This window comes from Trichothermofontia sp., from assembly GCF_053493415.1.
In genome coordinates this window covers 1-19,576 of sequence record NZ_JBRCAD010000011.1, presented here as the reverse complement: position 1 = coordinate 19,576, position 19,576 = coordinate 1, and the positions used below count along the sequence as shown (strand labels likewise).

The 19,576-nt window shown below is 56.7% G+C and carries 18 protein-coding genes; 9 read left to right on the top strand and 9 right to left on the bottom strand.

What is annotated here, in order from left to right; translation table 11 throughout:
* Both ACWIUF_RS01505 and ACWIUF_RS01500 read right to left on the bottom strand, forming a co-directional pair.
* Positions 1-288, bottom strand: a 288-nt coding sequence (locus ACWIUF_RS01505; protein WP_448570406.1) for a cysteine hydrolase family protein, incomplete at its 3' end; no start/stop codon positions are given.
* A gap of 46 nt (positions 289-334) precedes the next feature.
* Positions 335-1,924 (bottom strand): ABC transporter ATP-binding protein, encoded by a 1,590-nt coding sequence (locus ACWIUF_RS01500; RefSeq protein ID WP_448570405.1) that lies wholly within the window; start codon positions 1,922-1,924, stop codon positions 335-337.
* Between the two features lie 565 nt (positions 1,925-2,489).
* Here ACWIUF_RS01500 and glgB point away from each other — a divergent pair.
* Positions 2,490-4,568 carry a 1,4-alpha-glucan branching protein GlgB gene (gene glgB / locus ACWIUF_RS01495; RefSeq protein WP_448570404.1) on the top strand — a complete coding sequence of 693 codons (2,079 nt, stop codon included), beginning with the start codon at positions 2,490-2,492 and terminating at the stop codon, positions 4,566-4,568.
* A gap of 395 nt (positions 4,569-4,963) precedes the next feature.
* Here glgB and ACWIUF_RS01490 read toward each other — a convergent pair whose 3' ends face one another.
* Together ACWIUF_RS01490 and ACWIUF_RS01485 are read right to left on the bottom strand one after the other, a co-directional pair.
* Positions 4,964-5,281 (bottom strand): DUF3155 domain-containing protein, encoded by a 318-nt coding sequence (locus tag ACWIUF_RS01490; RefSeq protein ID WP_448570403.1) that lies wholly within the window; start codon positions 5,279-5,281, stop codon positions 4,964-4,966.
* Positions 5,282-5,625: 344 nt separating this feature from the next.
* Positions 5,626-7,242, bottom strand: coding sequence for an FAD-dependent oxidoreductase (locus ACWIUF_RS01485; protein ID WP_448570402.1), 1,617 nt, complete (start codon positions 7,240-7,242; stop codon positions 5,626-5,628).
* Positions 7,243-7,361: 119 nt separating this feature from the next.
* Between ACWIUF_RS01485 and ACWIUF_RS01480 the strand changes: the two genes are divergently transcribed.
* Positions 7,362-7,679: a PEP-CTERM sorting domain-containing protein gene (locus tag ACWIUF_RS01480; protein ID WP_448570401.1), complete on the top strand. Its 318-nt coding sequence runs from the start codon at positions 7,362-7,364 to the stop codon at positions 7,677-7,679.
* A 119-nt stretch (positions 7,680-7,798) separates the two neighbouring features.
* Here the strand turns inward: ACWIUF_RS01480 and ACWIUF_RS01475 are convergent, their stop codons facing one another.
* On the bottom strand, positions 7,799-8,155 hold the full coding sequence (locus ACWIUF_RS01475) for a CU044_2847 family protein (protein ID WP_448570400.1): 357 nt from the start codon (positions 8,153-8,155) through the stop codon (positions 7,799-7,801).
* A gap of 670 nt (positions 8,156-8,825) precedes the next feature.
* Here ACWIUF_RS01475 and ACWIUF_RS01470 point away from each other — a divergent pair.
* The gene (locus ACWIUF_RS01470) at positions 8,826-9,056 is read left to right on the top strand and encodes a hypothetical protein (RefSeq protein WP_448570399.1); all 231 of its coding nucleotides are present in this window, start codon (positions 8,826-8,828) and stop codon (positions 9,054-9,056) included.
* Positions 9,057-9,143: 87 nt separating this feature from the next.
* On the opposite strand, the gene ACWIUF_RS01465 is transcribed toward ACWIUF_RS01470, so the two are convergent.
* A complete protein-coding gene (locus ACWIUF_RS01465) occupies positions 9,144-9,569 on the bottom strand; it encodes a hypothetical protein (RefSeq protein WP_448570398.1) in 426 nt (141 codons plus the stop codon).
* 48 nt (positions 9,570-9,617) lie between these two features.
* A complete protein-coding gene (locus ACWIUF_RS01460) occupies positions 9,618-10,085 on the bottom strand; it encodes a bis(5'-nucleosyl)-tetraphosphatase (RefSeq protein WP_448570397.1) in 468 nt (155 codons plus the stop codon).
* A gap of 463 nt (positions 10,086-10,548) precedes the next feature.
* On the opposite strand from ACWIUF_RS01460, the gene ACWIUF_RS01455 reads away from it, so the two are divergent.
* From ACWIUF_RS01455 to ACWIUF_RS01445, 3 genes are all read left to right on the top strand, one after another.
* Complete coding sequence (locus ACWIUF_RS01455) at positions 10,549-11,049, top strand: dTDP-4-dehydrorhamnose 3,5-epimerase (protein ID WP_448570396.1); 501 nt, start codon at positions 10,549-10,551, stop codon at positions 11,047-11,049.
* A 64-nt stretch (positions 11,050-11,113) separates the two neighbouring features.
* Complete coding sequence (locus ACWIUF_RS01450; protein ID WP_448570395.1) at positions 11,114-12,970, top strand: ArnT family glycosyltransferase; 1,857 nt, start codon at positions 11,114-11,116, stop codon at positions 12,968-12,970.
* Positions 12,971-12,974: 4 nt separating this feature from the next.
* Positions 12,975-13,694, top strand: a complete 720-nt coding sequence (locus ACWIUF_RS01445; protein ID WP_448570394.1) for a class I SAM-dependent methyltransferase — start codon at positions 12,975-12,977, stop codon at positions 13,692-13,694.
* A gap of 51 nt (positions 13,695-13,745) precedes the next feature.
* Here the strand turns inward: ACWIUF_RS01445 and ACWIUF_RS01440 are convergent, their stop codons facing one another.
* A complete protein-coding gene (locus ACWIUF_RS01440; RefSeq protein WP_448570393.1) occupies positions 13,746-15,332 on the bottom strand; it encodes a glucose-6-phosphate isomerase in 1,587 nt (528 codons plus the stop codon).
* A gap of 314 nt (positions 15,333-15,646) precedes the next feature.
* Between ACWIUF_RS01440 and ACWIUF_RS01435 the strand changes: the two genes are divergently transcribed.
* Positions 15,647-16,147 carry an N-acetyltransferase family protein gene (locus ACWIUF_RS01435; protein ID WP_448570392.1) on the top strand — a complete coding sequence of 167 codons (501 nt, stop codon included), beginning with the start codon at positions 15,647-15,649 and terminating at the stop codon, positions 16,145-16,147.
* A 152-nt stretch (positions 16,148-16,299) separates the two neighbouring features.
* Positions 16,300-16,701, top strand: a complete 402-nt coding sequence (locus ACWIUF_RS01430; RefSeq protein WP_448570391.1) for an allophanate hydrolase-related protein — start codon at positions 16,300-16,302, stop codon at positions 16,699-16,701.
* A 4-nt stretch (positions 16,702-16,705) separates the two neighbouring features.
* On the opposite strand, the gene tilS is transcribed toward ACWIUF_RS01430, so the two are convergent.
* Positions 16,706-17,761, bottom strand: coding sequence for a tRNA lysidine(34) synthetase TilS (gene tilS / locus ACWIUF_RS01425; protein ID WP_448570390.1), 1,056 nt, complete (start codon positions 17,759-17,761; stop codon positions 16,706-16,708).
* A gap of 316 nt (positions 17,762-18,077) precedes the next feature.
* Here tilS and ACWIUF_RS01420 point away from each other — a divergent pair, with 316 nt between their 5' ends.
* Positions 18,078-19,574: a TldD/PmbA family protein gene (locus ACWIUF_RS01420; protein ID WP_448570389.1), complete on the top strand. Its 1,497-nt coding sequence runs from the start codon at positions 18,078-18,080 to the stop codon at positions 19,572-19,574.
* Positions 19,575-19,576: the final 2 nt, after the last annotated feature.

The following is a 19,576-nucleotide window of genomic DNA, read 5'->3' as shown; positions in this document are numbered from 1 at the left end:
GATCGTCAGCGCCCCCCGCCCCCGTCGCCGTTTTGAGGGTGGACAGTCGGACAAATCGGGCTGGTGCCCTTCCACCGTTTGGAAAATCGGTAATTGCCACTGACGGAACGCCGCTTGCAGCCGTTGTACCGCCGGGACGATCGCGTGTAAGCGTTCCACCTGATTACCCAGGCTCTCCCCAAAGCCCCCTGGCTCCAGAAAGTCCCGTTGCATATCAATAATCAATAGGGCGACCCCCCCCTGGGCGGGCAGTTCGTAGGAATACGGTTCAGCAGCGATCGCAGCCATAACCCCCCTGGCCTCTTTGGGCTAATTCAACATTCAACATTCAAACCTAATGACCTGCCATCCGTTGACCGATCGTGGCTAGATCGGCCTCAGCAACGGGACTCTCGTAGACAAAACGGCCTTCACTCATCACCAGGATGCGATCGGCGAGGGCCATGAGTTCATCCAGGTCTTCGCTGATGAGCAGGACGGCCACCCCGCGATTGCGTGCCGCCACAATCTGGTTGTGAATGTACTCAACCGCCGCAAAGTCGAGGCCAAAACAAGGATTCGCCGCAATCAGGAGTTTGATGGTTTCAGAAGATAACTCCCGTGCGAGGACGGCCCGCTGGACATTGCCCCCCGACAGGTTGCCGATCGGGGTATTTTCCGAGGGCGTTTTGACGGCGAAGGTATTAATCAGGTCCCGTGCCCGTTTGCGAATGCTTTTCAAGACTAACCAGACCCCCACTGCCGCCTGGGGAGGCTGATCGAAGGTCCGCAGGGCAAGGTTTTCCGCCACACTCATGTGGGGAACACAGGCATTCCGTAGGGGTTCCTCCGGTAGGGCAAAGACACCATGCTCAGCCATTTCCTTGCGGGTCGCACGGTAAAGGTCACCATTGACCAATACATGGCCTGAGGTCGCCGGACGTTGCCCCGCCAAGACCTCCACCAATTCCCGCTGGCCATTACCCGACACCCCCGCGATGCCGACGATTTCACCCCCATGTACCGCCAGGGAAACCCCCTTGACCGCCGGGAGACCATTGTCCTTGTTGGCATGGAGGTCGTGGATGGCCAGAACCGAGGGGATGGGAGCGATCGCCGCCTTGGCGACAGCCTTGACTTCCCGGCTTTCCCCCAGCATCATCTGGGTGAGGTCAGCCACCGAGAGATCCTTAACCAAGCCACTCCCCGCCAGTTTGCCCCGCCGCAACACGGTCACGGCATCGGTAAAGGTATTGACCTCCCGGAACTTGTGGGTAATCAACAGGACACTGAGCCGCCCTGCGGTTACCTCCTGCCGCAGCAGCCCCAAGACCTCATCCGCCTCCTGGGGCGTCAAGACTGAGGTGGGTTCATCCAGAATTAAGATTCGGCTCTGGAGGTACAGTTGCTTGAGGATTTCCAGCTTTTGCTTTTGCCCCGCCGCCAGTTGACCAACGGGCACATCTAACGGCACCTGAAAGGGTGAGTTTTCCAAAAACGCCCGCAGGGCATCATATTCCTTCTGCCACTGGATAATGGGGCGATCGTCATAGCGGGAAAGCACTAAATTCTCGGCAACCGTCATCGCCGGCACCGAAGTAAAGTGCTGGTAAACCATACCAATGCCATAGTGGTGGGCATCCCGTGGGCTGTGAATCGGACGCACCTGCCCATCAATTAACACCTCCCCAGCGGTTGGCGTATAAAAGCCCATGATGCATTTGACGAGGGTACTTTTGCCCGCTCCGTTTTCCCCCAGCAAGGCATGGAAAGTACCCGGTTTAAGATGCAGTGAAACCTGATCTAGCGCCACCAAGCTACCAAAGTGCTTACTCATTTGGACAATCTCGAGATCGGGTGGCTTCAGCACATCCGCCACTAGGGATGGCGATCCCGGATCATCTCTGGATACCGCATCGGTCACCGTTTCAGCCGCGTCAGTCATAAGATTCCCCTCGCAATGGTATTGCCAGCAGCCTCCCAAGCGTTCCTGTCAACATCCGTCAGCACCTATCCAGAGCACCATTAACCTATCGCCCGTATCTCCGTGGGTATCACCGTCAGCATTACCGTTCGATCTCCCGCCCGCTTGAAATGCGTGTGATGCCAGGGCATTGACGCACCCAATTGTACGGAAGACCCAGGTTTGAGGGAGGAGGTCACAAGGGACTGACCAGTACGCAACGAGTGGGATGGCGATCGCAAAGCAACCCGCGTCGGCAATAATAGCGGTGATGGGTACCGTCGATTACCCACCTCAGTCTAATGCCACTCGCCCCTTGAAGTGTGTAGAGCAATACACATTAAGCGAATCTCATGGTTGCGAAGGTGTTCCATCGCTTTCACCGGATTGTCCCCCCGGCGATCGGCGACAGCAGTGCCCGCCATCAGAATTAATCATGATCGATTGGGAAGATGCGGTTGCCAAGGGGGGGGCCTTCAGGGAAAACTAGAGTTTAAGAAAATTTAAGGTTATTTTCGTAAAAACGCTTCGCGAACGCAAATTGAGCATGTATAACACAGAAACTCTTCCAGGCAGCCTGTTCAGCGACTTTGACCTCTACCTCTTCGGTCAGGGCAAACACTATCAGCTTTATGACAAGCTGGGTGCCCATCAGGTGAAACAGAAGGGGGTGACCGGTGTGCATTTTGCCGTTTGGGCACCGAACGCCTCAGCCGCCAGTGTGGTGGGCGACTTCAACGACTGGGGAGTGGATAAGCATCCCATGCATGCCAATAGCCTGGGGGTCTGGGAAACCTTCATCCCTGACCTCAAGTTAGGCACGATCTATAAATTTGCGATCCGAAGCCAATATAACCACTGGTACTTTAAAACTGATCCCGTCGGCTTTTACCAAGAATTACGACCGGCCACGGCGTCGATCGTGGTGGACCTCAGCTACACCTGGCATGATCAGGCATGGCTCGCCCAACGACGGCAAACCGATCCCCTTCAGCAACCCATTTCGATCTATGAGGTTCACCTGGGTTCCTGGTTGCACACCAGTCTCGAAAACCCACCGCCGGCTGGCGGCACACCGGTACCCATCTCCGAAAAGCCCGGTGCCCGCTTCCTCACCTACCGGGAGCTGGCGGATAAACTCCTCCCCTACGTCAAGGAGATGGGCTATACCCACATCGAACTACTACCCGTCACGGAGCACCCCTTTGATGGCTCCTGGGGGTATCAAGTGGTGGGCTTCTATGCTCCCACATCCCGCTTTGGGACGCCACAAGATTTTATGTATTTCGTCGATCGCTGCCACCAGGAAGGCATTGGCGTCGTCATCGACTGGGTTCCGGGGCACTTTCCCAAGGATGCCCACGGCCTCGCCCGCTTTGATGGTACCCACCTTTACGAACATGCCGACCCCCGCATCGGCGAACACAAGGGGTGGGGGACCCTAGCCTTTAACTATGGCCGCAATGAGGTCCGCAATTTCCTCGTGGCCAGTGCCCTCTTCTGGTTCGAGAAGTACCACATTGATGGGATTCGGGTGGACGCCGTCGCCTCGATCATCTACCGCGACTATGAACGTCCGGCGGGGCAGTGGCTCCCCAACCAATACGGGGGCCGCGAAAATATTGAGGGGGTGCAGTTCCTCAAGCAACTGAATGAGGCAATTTTTGAATATTACCCAGGAGCATTGTCGATCGCCGAGGAATCCACGACCTGGGCTAACGTCTCCCGCCCCACCGATTGGGATGGCGGCTTGGGCTTTAACTTCAAGTGGAACATGGGCTGGATGAACGATACCCTTCGCTATTTCCATGCCCACCATGACGAGCGCTCCAACCACCACAATAAGCTAACCTTTAGCCTCCTCTACGCCTTCACGGAAAACTTCATGCTGGCCCTCTCCCACGATGAAGTCGTGCATGGCAAGGGGCACCTCTTCCAGAAAATGCCGGGGGATGACTGGCAAAAGATGGCCAATGTCCGTGCCCTCTTTGGCTTCCTCTATACCCATCCCGGCAAGAAGACCTTGTTCATGGGTATGGAATTCGGCCAAACCCGCGAGTGGAACGTCCACAACGATCTCGACTGGTGGCTGCTCAACTACGACCCGCACATCGGCGTCAAGAAACTAATCCAGGATCTCAACCAGCTTTATCGCCGCGAACCGGCCCTCTATACCAATGACTTCCACTATGACGGTTTCGAGTGGATCGACTGTAACGACTCTGGGCGCAAGATGCTCAGCTTTATCCGCAAGTCCAAGGACTTCCAGGATCAGGTGATTGTGGTCTGCAACTTTAAGCCCCAAGTGGAGCACAACTATTGGCTGGGGGTACGGGAACCGGGACACTATACCGAACTGATCAATACCGATGCCCTCTGCTACGGCGGCAGTGACGTGATCCATCCCAACGGGGTTGAGGCCCGTGAGTGGCACCATAGCCCCTGGCCCTATGCGTTGGAAGTCCGGGTACCGCCCCTAGGTGTGGCCATCTTCAAGAAAACCTCGACTGTGAAAGCTGTCCCACCCAATATGGCGGTAGCCACTTCCCAGGCCACCGGAATGCCCTTAACCGCCATCCCTGGGGGGAATGGCAATGGGACAAACGGGAGTGCCTCCTTTCGTTAGGCGCACCCTATTGCGCTGGTGGCGCATTCGCTAAAAGCGCAGCGATGGGGGAGAACACGGGTGGGATAGCTCTCGCGGCTGTTTCACCCTTGGCCATAAAGCGAAATGGAACTCAGCGCCCCATCAAACCACAGTGATAAGCAACAATACTCCGAGCGTCCACCCCACCCGCCGCCGTTGGTCGTCACGCCTTTAGTCGGCCACTCACCGGTCTCTAGACGCTTAAACCCCTTAAACAGCTTCTAAGACGGAGACGCCTACAATAGAGACGCCTACCAAGGTGTACCATAAAAAATCCCGTCACTCCGATGAGGGTAGAGTCACGAGATCGCGTATATTCGGTAAATTTGTATACGGCTTTTACAATTTAAGGCGGTATACTGCCTTAACAATAGCTAGCGCAAAGGTGATGTCAGGGAAAACTTACTAGCGTCATCCTCTGATGTTCGCAAACTGGGGAACAAAAAATGGTTCTCCTCAACGTACTGAGCGCCGAATAGCCCCTTCTCGGCCCAGAAGTAGCGATCGGTGGTGTGTTCGTTGCGCCGAACCAGTAACAAGGCAGGAGGTGTGATTCCTTGATCGTGGATAAATTTACGGGCTGCCGTAACAGGCTTATCCTCGCCGCTTTCGATGCTATACTGAGGCACCATTTCTAGAATCCGACGTCCCTCCTGGCGACGACGGCTCTTCCGCTTACGTCTTCTAGCCAATGTGCTTACCCTCTCTGACCAACGTTGTGTGTAGTTCCAGATACCAAAACCGTCGCAAGTATATCGATTTAGAATGAAAAATTCAACTTCTCTTAATCTTTCGACATAAACTTTAAATGCTTTGCTGGCTAAGCATTTGCCCTACTTATCACTGTAGCGGGCATGAACAGAATGGTCGGAGTTTTTAAGGAAGTTTACATTTTTTGATATTTCGAGAGGGTAGTGACAACAGAACTGGGCTAAGGTGAAGGCTTCGAGTTCTGGGCTTGCTTGCGAGGTGGGTTTTGAGACTCGGCGCAGGTTGGGCGATTTGGCCTGCGGTAGGCGTCTGTTGGTGCTTAGGGTTAGTCTCGCGGGTCAGGAGGGGGACGATCGTTGCCAGAGCCATAAATCCAGGCATCTTGCCAGCGATGGCAGGTGTATTGGGCGCTAGGGGGAAGATGTTGGACCCAAGGCGATAACGCCTTGGCCAAGGGGGCGAGGGCGGCATAGGTGCCCAGATTCAGATAATGTCGGGACCAGTCAAGCAGGGCGATCGGTCCCACCTGGGGCAGGAGTTGGAAAATTAACCCTGGATGACGCCAAGCGGCTTGGGATAGGGCAACCGATAGGGCGGGGAATTGGATCACATCCTGCAAAAACGGTTTGAGCACCCCATCCCCCGCTGCCACCATCCCGCCAAAAATGGCATTGAGCAGGTGGTTGATCTGGTCCGGAGCGGGGGTTTGGTCAAGGCGCACGCTCATTGTCTGCTGAAACAGCCAGGTGACGGCCAGGTTGGGCTGATAGGGTTGCAAGCCTTGCAAGGCGGCGCGATCGAGGCGATCGTAGCGCAGAGCTTCATCAATGCCGGTTGAGAGCCGTGGCAGGTGTCGCAACATCGCCCCAAAGCCGCCAAAACTGAGGGGGGACTGGCTACTGCTACTGTCACCAATGGGCAGAATCCGCCCCCAGGGTAAGCGGAGGGGACTTTGGCGGTAACTGGGGAACACCCCAAATAGGGCACGTTGCCATTGCAGGTCGGTCAGCGCCACAGCTTGGTAGGCGGGCAATAGCCGCAGGTAATCTTCAAACAAATCGGCCAAACTGGGGCGATCGGGGTGGGCATCCACGTAGGTAAAGAGGTAAGTCGTGCGGCCATCCCGCGCCGGGAACGCTTCCCAGAAGTATTGACAGTGGTTCTGAATCGGCGTCAAAGACACCAGTAAATCCCCTGTTTCGTTCTGGGGAAACCCCTGGGCGCAGGTGCCAACCACCAGGCAAATACCATCAGGGGGCTGTCCCTGGCGCGCCTGACGGGCGATCGGAGAGAAGTGGCCCATTGCATCCAGTAATAACCGTCCCCGCAGCACGACTTGGGCGACGGCAGGCTGCTCTGGTGAGGGTAACGATCCCGATCGCGGGGTGACCGTCACCGCTACGCCATCCGGGTGCAGGGTAACCCCCGCAAACTCAGTATTTTCCAACAATCGCCCCCCGGCAGCCAGAAAGCGTTGCTTCAGCACCTCTAGTAGATAGACTGGGTCAACCCCCAGATTGAGGACATCCCGTACCCAATAGTCAGCTCCCCCCAGGAAGCTGATGCGGGCAGGATTATAGGTCGTTGCGATCGCCTGGGCCAACTCCGGAGGCGAGAGCATTCCCAGGTCGAGGAAAACCTGCAACTCCGATCGGGATACATTCCACTCCTGCGCCCGACCGCGTAGCGCTCCCCGCTCCAGCAAGACCACCCGCCAGCCCTGTTGGGCCAAGGTGACCCCCACAAAAATCCCCAATGTCCCCCCACTAATGATCACATCCCACTCCCCTTCCCCAAGGGCGCGCTCGGCCCCGTGGACCACCGAGGGAATGGGCAGATGGCCCTGGCGTAGGGACTGCCAGAGGCGATCGGCCTGGGCAAGTCCCTGCTGGGGATTTCCCGGTATTTGGGCCAAAATGGTATCAGTAAGGGGGGGCGTCATGGGGGCAACCTGGGGCAAACTTCATCGAAACATCATAGAAGTTTAAGGCGTGGGGCTTGTCGGTCCCCCAGGTAGCCTCCACAATGGGAAGTGTGGCTCCAGTTTTGGATATAACGATTATGAAACGCTTTCCCTCCCGCCAGTCTCGCCCGCCTGTTCGAGCCGTGTCACTCATCTTGGCATTAGGATTGTTAGGAGGGGGCATCGTGGGCGCACCCCAGCGAGCCAGCGCTCAGGTTGTCACCGATGGCATCTTTGCTGAGGGCCAATCCTACTACGAGAATAAATATGCCGGTTACGATGGCTACTCCGGTGAAAGTAGTTATCGCGGCTATGGCGCTGAGGGCGTACCCGAACCATCACTCCTCGCGGGTCTTTTCCTGGCAGGAGCAGGGCTGACCTATTTGCGCCGCTACCAGCTCAAGCAAAAAGCTTAGTGGCTGCTGCCTAGGGAGGAATAAAGCAATCTTGGCGGGTGCCCACTGTTAGTTGCAGATTTCCGGAACCGCGACGCAGGGTGAGTTGCATTTTTGGGGCCACTCAGGCAACTCCTAACTTAGTGGGGAGAGCGGAAGTGACACTCAACGGTAACTCGCATATTGCAGCCCGCCTCACCCGTAGCAATGTATGGAATACCTGTCATGCCGCTGACCGCCACCCCAAACTCCAGCGTCACCTTGTCCACGTCAGCGATCGCCAGCTCTCGAAACGCGTTAAGGGTGGAATGGGTATAGGCCCGGATCGCACCCTCGATGAGCTTGAAATTGGGAACACTTCCATTGCCCTTAGCCCCGCCTCGCTGAGCCTCACCGGAGGTCATTGCCCCATTGGGCATCGCAAGCATCAGGTCATCACGGGTTTCAATGTAAATTTCTGTACCATCATCCAGCTTGAGTGGGGTTAGGGTGGTCATTTTTATGGCAACCTTAGGAATATGACGTACACCCCATTCAGCATAAATGAGGTCGTTCGTCGTGCTAATAGGCTCAGGGGTATGGGGGGTGTATCCCCTCAGTAAGCATTTATCAGGCATTTATCGTTTTTGACCGTTGCCTCGACGTTGCCATTGACTTTAGTTACAGTTGTTCAAAAAATATGTCGTTGCCATTGTCAGTTGATGGCGGCCCGGTGCAATGTGCTAGGATACTATCCCCTAGTCAATAGATCTTGAGTTGAGCCAGTGGCGATGGCTGTCCTAACTGCCTCAGTGGTGCGTTCCTCAGCTTTCTGTGCAGTCGTCTCTGTCCAGTTGTCGCCTATGTCATCGTCGTGTCTGGACGAGATCACGGCTCATCCAGATCGGGACAGTCCATGATTGGACCTAGTGGGTGTGGGACCTTTAGCTCGGCCCTGTGATCAGGGTGGCCATTCCCGTGTAGGCCACTCCGGTTGGCCTAGGCATATAGCCGCCTCTGGATTAAGCCAGGTTGGGCAGGGTTGTTAGCCCAGACGAACCTCGCCTATGCCTGTGATATCGATCACGGCGTGCCCTTTAAGAAATCACCATTCCTCACGCTTCCACGTCATATACCCGGTCATAGTCTTCACCGAAGATAGTCAGCATACCCCCATTGGTGTATCCTATGAATCCCTCCCATGCTATTCGATTACTGGTTGAAAAGGCGCTGTACTTCAAGCGGTTAACTCCGGAGATTGAGGCCGCGATCAATCGTGAATTAACCCGCCTAGGCTATATCTCAGACACGGATTATGAGGCCCTCGAACTCCTGATGGATGAGATGGATGCGGGCCGGATTCAGTTGGTCCCTCGCTCTGCCTTCCTCGGACAAGACCCCCTTTTGGGTAGCCTATAACCCTGTCTCCACGCATCCTGGGGTAGCGACTCTTGGATATCCCCATAAAATGTTCGTTGGCCCTTGTGGGCAACGGATGCTAGTCACCTATTCAGCACCAAACTGCTGGCGATAGAGTTGCTGGATAAAGTGGCAAAGGTGCTGATGGGCAATCCGATTGGGCGGATCTAGCTTCGGCGATTCGGGTCCCAAGGCAGCGATGACCGGGATGGCGTCTATATCTAATGCGGGCTGTACCCACGTCATCGGCCAAAGGAGATCGCTCCCCTGGCGCAGGTCATGGATAACGGAGCGCCCATGATCCCCGCCACCCCTATCTGAGCAGGCATGATTGGCATCGACATTCGTCGCTACGGTTACATCAGCCGCGCGGGCATCTGACTCATCCGGCACCTTTAGGGCCAGTGGACGTAGCCATAGGACTTGGCGATCGACAACAACCTGAATCACCTCTGCAAAGAGCCGTACCCGATCGACTTGAAGATAGACAATTTGATGGGGTTGCCAGTTCATAAAAACTACGCTTCTGCTCGGCAGCAAGGGTTCATCGCTGCAACCTGTTTATCGTGGCCATTGTTCGGAGCGGGGGAGGGGCGAGGCAGGCGACGCGAGGTATTGCCCCACCTGGGCTAGGAGCGTCCGGCTCGTCGGATAGGTTAGGCGGTTCAGCGCCTCGCTCAAGGTATCCCAAGCATAGGCCTGAATCTCCTTGGCCTGAATGGTAACCTGTTCCTGAGCGACGATCGCGAGGAAATAGGTCACCTGTTTCACGATCGGTTTGCCCTGCTTGTAGGTATGGTAGCGCTCTTGCCAGGTTGGGGCGGTGAACGGCTGATAGTGGGTAATGCCCGTTTCCTCTTCAAATTCCCGACAAGCCGTTTCTAGCGCCGTCTCGCCTGCCTCCGCATGTCCTTTGGGAAAGCCCCAGTGGCCAGCGTGGTGTTGGATAAGGAGAAAGCGGACCTCGGACCCTCGACACCCCATCGGGATGATCCCGAAGGACTGCTCCTGGTACAGAAGACTCGTCATTGGCACTAACCAGAACTGTTGATATTCCCACCTGATATTCCCACCGCGATGCAGGCCCGGAATCCCTTAGCTACGAACAAGCTTAGCGGTATTTCTTGGTGGTGGGTTGACCGTGCAACAGCAATCGCGGCCTAACCTTGCCTGACTTGGCCTCCCCGTCATTTAGTCGTCTGCCAGGGTTAATTGGGTCGGTTGGGTCAAACGCGGTGCAACCCAACACCCTCCGTAAGCGTGCAGTAAACGTGTTGGCTCTCGCCAGCGCGATGCCAACCGACAACCCGACAACCCTTTATTTTACGCATATCGGACTTGCATAACAGACCCTTGCGGGCGGGCAGTCTCCTGCTCCCTAATTCTCAAAAATACTTCTTTACCACATATCGTCCACCATCGTCTGTTTTATTACATTTATTAAAATTTTATGGGTTACCATAGAGGGAGTCATCCTTAAGGGGAGGTTTTGATGGGACTCACTGCTCAGGTCGAGGTACACCCACTGGATTCGATCGCCAGTGGTATGGCGGTTTTTTACACTCCCCAAGCCAGCCATGAAACCATGTTAGTGCAGGTCCCGGCTGGGGCGATTGATGATCTGTTTGTGCATCACTTCCAAACCGATCAACTGTTGGTGGTGAAGGGAAGCTTTATCCTGATTACCTTGCAGAATCGCCGCTATCAGTATTTCGCCCTCAGCGATCGCCAGCCCCAGGTGGTGAAAATTCCGCCGGGAATTCCCCACGGGGCAATTAACCTGGGGACCGACCCTTGCCTGCTGGTTAACGCCGTTTTGCGGCATGGCCCCACCGATCCCCGCGATTATCGGCCTCTGACACCGCCCTTCCCCTACGATTGGTCCCAGGTTCAAGCGCTTTACACCCAACTGCACCCGGTGCCGGTCGTTGCACCCCCGATCGGGGCGGGGCGCGGGGGTAGCTACGATAGCCTTACCTTGAGTTCTCTTTGAGCTTAGGGAGAAAAGCAGAGTAAAGTAGGGTCTGGATGATCCGTGTTGCTGGCGCTGTCATTGCATGAAGTTAAGTTTTAATCGTCGGTTGGGGTTCATCCCCGTCACCTGGGAGCAGCGTCCCCCCTTCCTCTGGCTGTTGTCGGTTGCCTGGGTGGTGCTGCTGGGTGGAATCGTCTTCCTATGGCATTTGGGGAGTACCGGGTTATTGGACGAGACTGAACCCTTGTTTGCGGAAGCGGCTCGTCAGATGACGGTGACGGGGGATTGGCTCACCCCCTATTTCAATGGCGAGCACCGCTTTGATAAGCCCCCCCTAATCTATTGGTTAATGGCCATCGCCTACCGGACGCTTGGGGTGAATGAGTGGGCGGTACGCCTACCCTCAGCCCTAGCGGCCTTGGGGGTCGTGGGTTTTGGGGGCTATACCCTGGCCCGTTTTAGTCGATCGTGGCTCACGGCGTGGATCGGGATTGCGGTGATGGCCCTGGGACCAGAGATGATGGTGTGGGGCCGAGTGGGCGTGTCGGATATGCTCCTGACGGGCTGTATGGGATCGGCCTTGTTTGCCTTTTTCCTGGGGTATGCCCAACCCGATCTGCGGCTAAAACAGCGTTGGTATTTGGCTGCCTATCTCTTGATTGCCCTAGCAGTGCTGACCAAGGGACCGGTGGGTCTGGTCTTACCGGCTCTGACGCTCAGCCTGTTTGCCTTGTACTTAGGGCAGTTCCGTGCCCTCTGGCAGGAAATGCAGCCCCTCAAGGGGGGCCTCTTGGTGGCCGCGATCGCCCTGCCCTGGTACACCCTGGTGATTTGGGCCAATGGGGAAGCCTATATCGCGGATTTTTTTGGTTACCACAATGTGGAACGGTTTACCCGTGTCGTCAATAACCATTCGGCTCCCTGGTATTTCTATTTTTTAGTGGTGGCTATTGGGTTTGCGCCCTGGTCGGCCTATCTGCCAGCAGCCCTATTACGGCTTAGGATTTGGCAGCGATCGATCTGGCAAGCGGCACCGCGCTCCCAGCACTTAGGCTTGTTTGCGGGCTTCTGGTTTGTGAGTGTCTTTGGCTTTTTTACCCTTGCGGTGACCAAGCTGCCGAGCTATGTCTTGCCCCTGATGCCTGCTGCCGCTGTGTTAGTTGCCCTGCTGATCGAAGAAATGTGGCAAGCTGCCCCAAGCTCCCCGGCCCCAGGGAAATCGGGCGTGTCGCGGTTTTGGCGGTCTCTGTTTGCTTGGAGTCATGGGAGCACGGTGGTACTGATGGCGATGCTGGCGATCGCCCTGTATTTCAGCCCCAACTGGTTAGGGGGCGACCCGGTGATGCCGGAATTTCCCGAAGTCTTTGTGGCCTCCGGTGCGCCTGCTTGGGGGGTTGGCATTTGGGGGGTAGCCACGCTTGCCGCTGTGGCCTTACTCCTGCGGCAACAAAGCCACTGGCTTTGGGGGATCAATGTGGTTGCGTTTGTGGCCTTTATCCTGTTCACCCTACAACCGACCTACCACCTCGTTGATGTCCATCGGCAACTACCCCTGCGGCAACTGGCGGCGACGATCGTGACGATTCGCCACCCCGATGAGGAAGTCATCATGATGGGCTTCAAGAAGCCCAGCCTGGTATTTTATACCCAGCAACCGATTACCTACCTGCGCACGGCTAGCCAGATCCGCAAGTATTTGCAACAACACACTGAGCAGGCCAAGATCTCGCCTGCGGCTGGGGTTGCCCCAGCCAACCAGGCCCCGGCAACAGCGGCTTCCCCGTCTCGGATGGACTCCATTCTGCTCCTCGCCTATCCGTCCCAACTTGAGGAGGACTTACACCTGTCTCCTAGTACTTACCAAACTAGCCATCGGGCCGGGGTGTACCAACTGGTGCGAGTCGCCAAACGGGACATCCCCCTTGCCGTTCAGTCGTAACCCCATGCCGAAACCCCATCAGCCCCACCAGAGCTTCGGTCAGGCCTCCCCACCCGCCGACTGGTCAGCGCAGTTTACCGCCGTTGCCCAGCGCTATAACCGCGAGTACCAAGGGGAGGCGGTTGTGTTGCCCCCGGAGGCTGCCAGCCTTTCTCTCTATGCTGACTGGCAAACCGGGGCCCTCGCCGCTCGGATTGCCTCCCCCTTTTGGGAGTTAGCCCTACCCAAGAAACGTCAAGTTTGCCTAGACCTGGGTTGCGGGGTGAGTTTTCTGATCTATCCCTGGCGGGACTGGGGGGCTTTTTTCTATGGCCAGGATATTAGCAGCGTGGCGCAGACCGCTCTAAACCAGCGGGCACCGCAATTGAACTCGAAGTTATTCAAGGGGGTACGGCTACAGCCTGCCCACCAGTTGGATTATGCACCGGGTCAGTTCGATTGGGCGATCGCCACCGGGTTTAGTTGTTACTATTCCCTTGCCTATTGGGAGGCCGTGATGACCGCCGTGAAACCCGTCCTGAAACCCCAAGGCTACTTGGTATTTGATGTCCTCAATCCCGATGCCCCCCTGGCTGAGGATTGGGCTATCTTAGAAACCTATTTGGGGGCGGAGGTGCAACTGGCGACGATCGCGGCTTGGGAGCGTCTGATCAAGCAGGTGGGCGGTAAGATTATGGGCCGTCAGGAGGGCGAGATTTTCCAACTGTATAAAGTGCGGTTTTAATTCCCTAGACCTCCGAGGTTTTTAAAAACCTCGGAGGTCTAAAAGGTCTCTTTACACGATCGTGACCTTCAGACTAGCTAGTTGGCCCCGATCGCCGACTAACTTCAGATGGCGATGGTTAGCATCGAGGTGACGCACAATTTTATAGATGGTTTCTACCTGATCGGCAGCTCCAACGCGATCAGCCAAGTCAGCGAGTGACAAGGGGGCACTGGCCTCCTGAAGGGTAGCCACCACCTGGCTTTGTAGGGCTAGCACGGATGCGGCGGCCCGCTTTCCAGCTTCCACTCCTGGCTGGTGATAGGCATTGATATTGACCAACGAAGCATAGAGGCCCACCGCCCGTTCATAGAGGGCAATGAGGGCACCTACGGTGCGCGGTTCCACGTCGGGGACGGTTAAGGTTACCGAATCCCGGTGGTTGTCGTACAATGCCTGCCGGGTCCCCTGTAAAAAGCCGGACAGGAAGTCTCCAGAGGTAATACCGGGTTCAATCTCGATCGAGGGTCCCGATCGGTCCTTCAATACCTCAATAAACGTCACAAAGAAGTTGGGAATCCCCTCCCGTAATTGTTGGACATAGGCATGTTGATCGGTTGACCCCTTGTTGCCGTAAACGGCGATCCCCTGGTTAACCACCTGCCCCGCCAGATCGGTTTCTTTGCCGAGGGATTCCATGACCAACTGTTGCAAATAACGGCTGAACAGGAGCAGGCTATCCTTGTAGGGCAGGATGACCATATCCTTGAGGCCCTTGCCGTCTCCAGCATAGTACCAACTGAGGGCCAGTAGGGCGGCTGGATTCTGCTCGATTAAGGGCACACGGGTGGCCTGATCCATCTCCTTAGCCCCGGCCAGCATGGCGTGGATATCAATCCCTTGCAGGGCGGCAGGCAGTAGCCCTACGGCAGATAGTTCCGAGGTGCGTCCGCCCACCCAGTCGAACATGGCAAATTCGCCCAACCAGCGTTCGGCGGCGGCTTGTCGGGATAGTTGACTGCCCGCCATAGTGATAGCGACGGCGTGTTTGGCAAAGTCCAAGCCCAGTTGTTTGTAGACTGCTTGTACTTCCAACATCCCGTTGCGGGTTTCGGGCGTACCGCCGGATTTGCTGATGATAATGACTAGGGTACTTTTGAGCCGGTCCTTCAGGGATGCCAGCAGGCGATCGATCCCAGCGGGATCGGTATTGTCAATAAAGTGGATAGCCAGGGGGGCAGGGTCCGGGGCAAGGGCAGCGGCAACGAACTGGGGCCCCAAAGCCGATCCGCCAATGCCAATGACCAGCAGATCGGTAAACTTGAATGCGCCTGGAGGACGGACCTCCTGGCGATGGATTTGGCGCACAAAGGCATCGATCTGGGTGAGGGAATCGACAATTTGCTGGCGCGTCTCGGCCTCTGGAGCTAGATCGGGGTCCCGTAACCAGTAGTGGCCCACCCGCCGGTTTTCATCCGGATTGGCGATCGCCCCCGCTTCCAAAGCAGCCATTGCGGCAAATGCTTTGGCAAAAGGCTGTTCCAAACGAGCCAGCCACTCCGGACTAAAGCGCATCCGACTGACATCGAGATAGAAGTTAAGTCCTGCGTGGTAATAAAGCCAGTCTTGATAGCGTTGCCAAAGTGCCGCAGCGTCCATAGGTTTTCCCCAATGCCATAGCCTGTCCAAATGAGTCAATCCCTAGTTTAGTGGACTGGTGAAACCCCATTGGCGTGAACTTGCAATCTTATCCCCTCGCTTGCCCCTTTCCGTGCGGCTCGGACTCCCTAAAGGGACACTTGGTTGAGGGGTTTTCGCCCACCCTTACCCTGTCTGGGAGACCCTGAAGGGCGCTTTCAGGGTGGTAAGCTAGTGCATCGTCCAGCTTAAGATGAGTGCTCGCGACTGGCTCAGCCCGTTCGCGCAGCGTCTCCCTGCCAGCGTTCAATTTGGCCCATTAGGCTCATTACGATATGTCTGCGATCGCCTTTACCATTCGTCCTGCGGTTCCTGAGGATGTGCCCCACCTTTTTGACTTGATTTTGGCCCTAGCAGAGTATGAAAAGCTGGCCCATACGGTGAACAATAGCCCTGACGCCCTAGCCGAGCACCTATTTGGCCCAACGCCCTATGCTGAAGCCCTAGTGGCCACGGTGGGGGAAGAACGGGTGGGCTTTGCCCTGTTTTTTACCACCTATTCCAGTTTTTTAACCCAACCAGGCCTATACCTTGAGGACCTGTTTGTGTTGCCCGCCTATCGTCGCCAAGGCATTGGTACAGCTTTTTTCCAAGCGCTTGCTAAGCTGACCGTTGAACGAGGCTATGGGCGCTTTGAGTGGAGTGTATTGGCCTGGAACCAACCCGCAATCGCCTTTTATCAGCAATTAGGGGCCACGGTTCTGCCCGACTGGCGCATTACCCGTCTCACGGGAGCCGATCTCCAGAACCTCGCAGGACGCGGGACGATCGCCTAGCCGCGCCCTTGCCCCATCCCATTCCTATGGGTTGGGCTATTCCCCAGCCAGCACGACAAACGTTGGATAATTAATTAACTATGCGCTAATGATGCGCCGCACGCCTTGATCACGCCTGATCGCGTCCCTAAGTTCCGGAGAATGCGCACCCCATGACCAATTCTGCCAACAGCCATCGCTTTTTCATCTGTGGTTCAGCCTTACGGGGCCAACCCGATCACCACCATCTGCAAGCGGCTACCTTCATCAAAGCCACCAAAACCCAACCTAACTACCGAATGCACGCCGTGGGTGATGGCTGGCATCCAGGGGTTTATGCCGTCGAGAGCGGGGGGATTGCCATCCCTGGCGAGGTGTATGCGCTCACCCAAGAGCAATACGATCATCTTTTGGCCTCTGAACCGCCCAATCTCTATGCGGGCAAGGTCATCCTCGAAGACGGGGAGGAAATCACGGCCATGCTCTATCCCCGGGAGGTGGTTGAGCAGTATAACTGGCCCGATATTTCCCACTTTGGGGGGTGGGCCGCCTATAAGCAACATAGCCAAGGGTAATTGCTTATTCCGCCGGCACCGATCGCCCCTCTAGTAGGTAAATACGATCGTCACTCACCGTCGCAATCAAGCCCCCAGGGAAGGGGTCTGTGCGGGACTTGTTGGGCGCATAGAAGAGCAACAGCAGCTTTTCGATATGCTGATAGCTGGGGGCACAGGGCAACACCTGCTGGAGAATCTGGCGCACAACCCGGCGCTGTAGGGCTAGGGGCGCCGTGCGTAATAACAGGCGATCAATCACGGTCCGCTGCTGGGGGGATTCGGGGGCCAACTCGGCACGTTTGCGCAGAACTTCCGTGACGGCCTCCAGGTACTCAATATCGGCCCGTAACAGTTCCGCCGTCTGGGCGAGGGCCTGTTCCACCTGGGGGTTGAAGTGGGTTTGGAGGTAGGGGATCAGATCCAGACGAATGCGGTTGCGGGCTTGGCCCAGTGAGCGATTGGTCTCATCCTCCCACACGGTTAGGTGTTGCTGTTGGCAGAATTGCCCGGTTTCTTGGCGGCTGAACTCTAGCAACGGGCGCACCAATTGGACTTGGGGCGAGAGGGGTCGTAGCCACGTCAGGGCTGGCAGACCATCGGTCCCACTGCCCCGGATAAGGTTATAAAGAAGGGTTTCCGCCCGATCGCTTTGGGTGTGGGCGGTGAGGACGTAGGCATAGTAATGTTCCTCGGCAAGGCGCGTAAAGCACTGGTAACGCCAGTCGCGGGCGGCAGCCTCACTACTGGGGGGAGACACCGCCGTTTCTAGGAAAAAGGGCAATTGCCAATCCTGGGCCAGTTTAGCCACCCAATCGGCATTAGCGGTGGCGTCCTCACGCCAACCGTGGTTACAGTGGACGATGGCTAACTCCCATTGCCAAAGTAATTGCAAATCCAGCATTAACTTGATCAAGCATAGGGAATCTTGGCCACCGGAGACAGCCACCAGCAGCCGAGCCATCGGCTCCACCAGTTTGCGTTGGCGGAGGGTGCGATGCAGGCGGGCATGCAGATCGGTCCAGGCATTGCCGGGATGCGGACGTTCCGGTAGCGACTCCGGTAGCGATTCACGGTGCATGACACTTAAAGCCAGCGATGTGCCAGGGCCAAAAGCAAGTTCAGGCTGAGTGCGGCCACCCCCAAGCTTAGGATGATAAACAGGGTGATGCTCAATATTGACCGCAAGGGTTTGTAGCGTTGGGGGTTCATGGGCCAAGTCGGAAAAGGGTAGATCGGGGTCGGGGCACTAGCGATCCCATCCCCGATCATACACTGGGATCTGAAGCCAATCCGTACTCGAAAATTGCAACTGCAAGCGGCCCCTGCGTCCATCCGTGACGGGAGGATGTCAGGATAAAGACAGTGGTTGACACTTCTTTCCAGTGAGACGATTTATGGTACGAGCACCTGTTGCCCGCTCAACCTCGGTTCCGGCGACTGACCTTGCGGCCCATGCGATCGCCCAAATGCAGCAGGCCGGCTGTGAATATGGGGATATTCGGGTGCGCTGCGATCGCCATCAATCCCTGCTGGCCTATGATCGTTCCCTAGGGCAACTGTCCGATCACGAGAGTTGTGGTTTTGGGGTACGCGTTTTGTGGGAGGGGGCTTGGGGATTCGCCGCTAGCCCCCATCGGACCCTGGCGGAGGTGGAGCGGGTGGTTGCCTTGGCGATCGCGATTGCCCAGGGTAGTCGGCTATCGCAACAACACCGGGTACACCTGGCTCCCGTCGCTGCCTATCGAGATGATTATGTGACGCCAATCGCGCTTGATCCGTTTGCGGTTCCAGTCGAGACGAAGGCCGAGCTGTTGTTAACAATTACCGATCGCCTGCTGCGCTACAGCGATCGGGGCCTCAAAAAAGCCTCTGCGTCCCTGCGGTTTACCCGTACCGAGCAGTGGTTCGCCTCCACCGAAGGCGCCCAGATCCACCAAGTGCTCTACCGCAGTCATGCCGGTTTTCGGGCAACGGCGATCGCGGCGGGGGATGCCCAAAGTCGCAGCTATGAGCGGCCTCCCCTCAATCGGGGGTATGAACACATTGATGCCACGGATCTCTTGGCCCAGATCGAGCGTGTGGCCACGGAGGCGATCGCCAAGGTTCAGGCCCCCAGAGGTCCCCAGGGTGAGCCACTAACCCTGATCCTGACCCCTGCCCATCTTTACTTGACGATTCACGAATCGGTTGGCCATCCCACGGAACTCGATCGGGTCTATGGCTATGAGGCCAATTTTGCGGGCACCAGTTTCGCAACCCCGGATTTGCTGGGGCAGTTACCGTATGCCGCGCCGTGGGTGAATTTCCGCGCCGATCGCACCCAACCCGGCGGACGCAGTACGATGGCCTATGACGATGAAGGGGTACCGGCCCAGGAGTGGTATGTGGTCAAGGATGGCGTCTTGGTCGATTACCTCAGCGATCGGGAGACGGCCCACCGCCTGGGGCAAGGGGGGAGCCGGGGCTGTGCCTATGCCGATAGTTGGGCCAGTGTGCCAATGGTGCGGATTCCCAACCTGGGGCTAGAGCCAGGGCCAGTGGGCGGGTCCCACACGGCGACCCTGGCGGAAATGATTGCGGATACGGACAATGGGATTTTGATTGATGGGATTGGCAGTTTTTCCATCGACCAGCAGCGGCGGAATTTCCAGTTTGGCGGAGATGCGTTTTGGAAAATTGAACGAGGGCGGTGCGTGGGGATGTTGAAGGATGTGACCTATCAGGCGGCCACAACGGAATTTTGGCACGCGGTGGATGCGATCGGGCCAGCGGCGGCGTTGGAGCAGCAGGGGACCTGTTTCTGCGGGAAGGGGGAACCCCTCCAGATCGCCCAGATGACCCACGCCTGTGTGCCCGTGCGGGTGCGGGGGGTACAGGTGGGACGGGCTTGAGG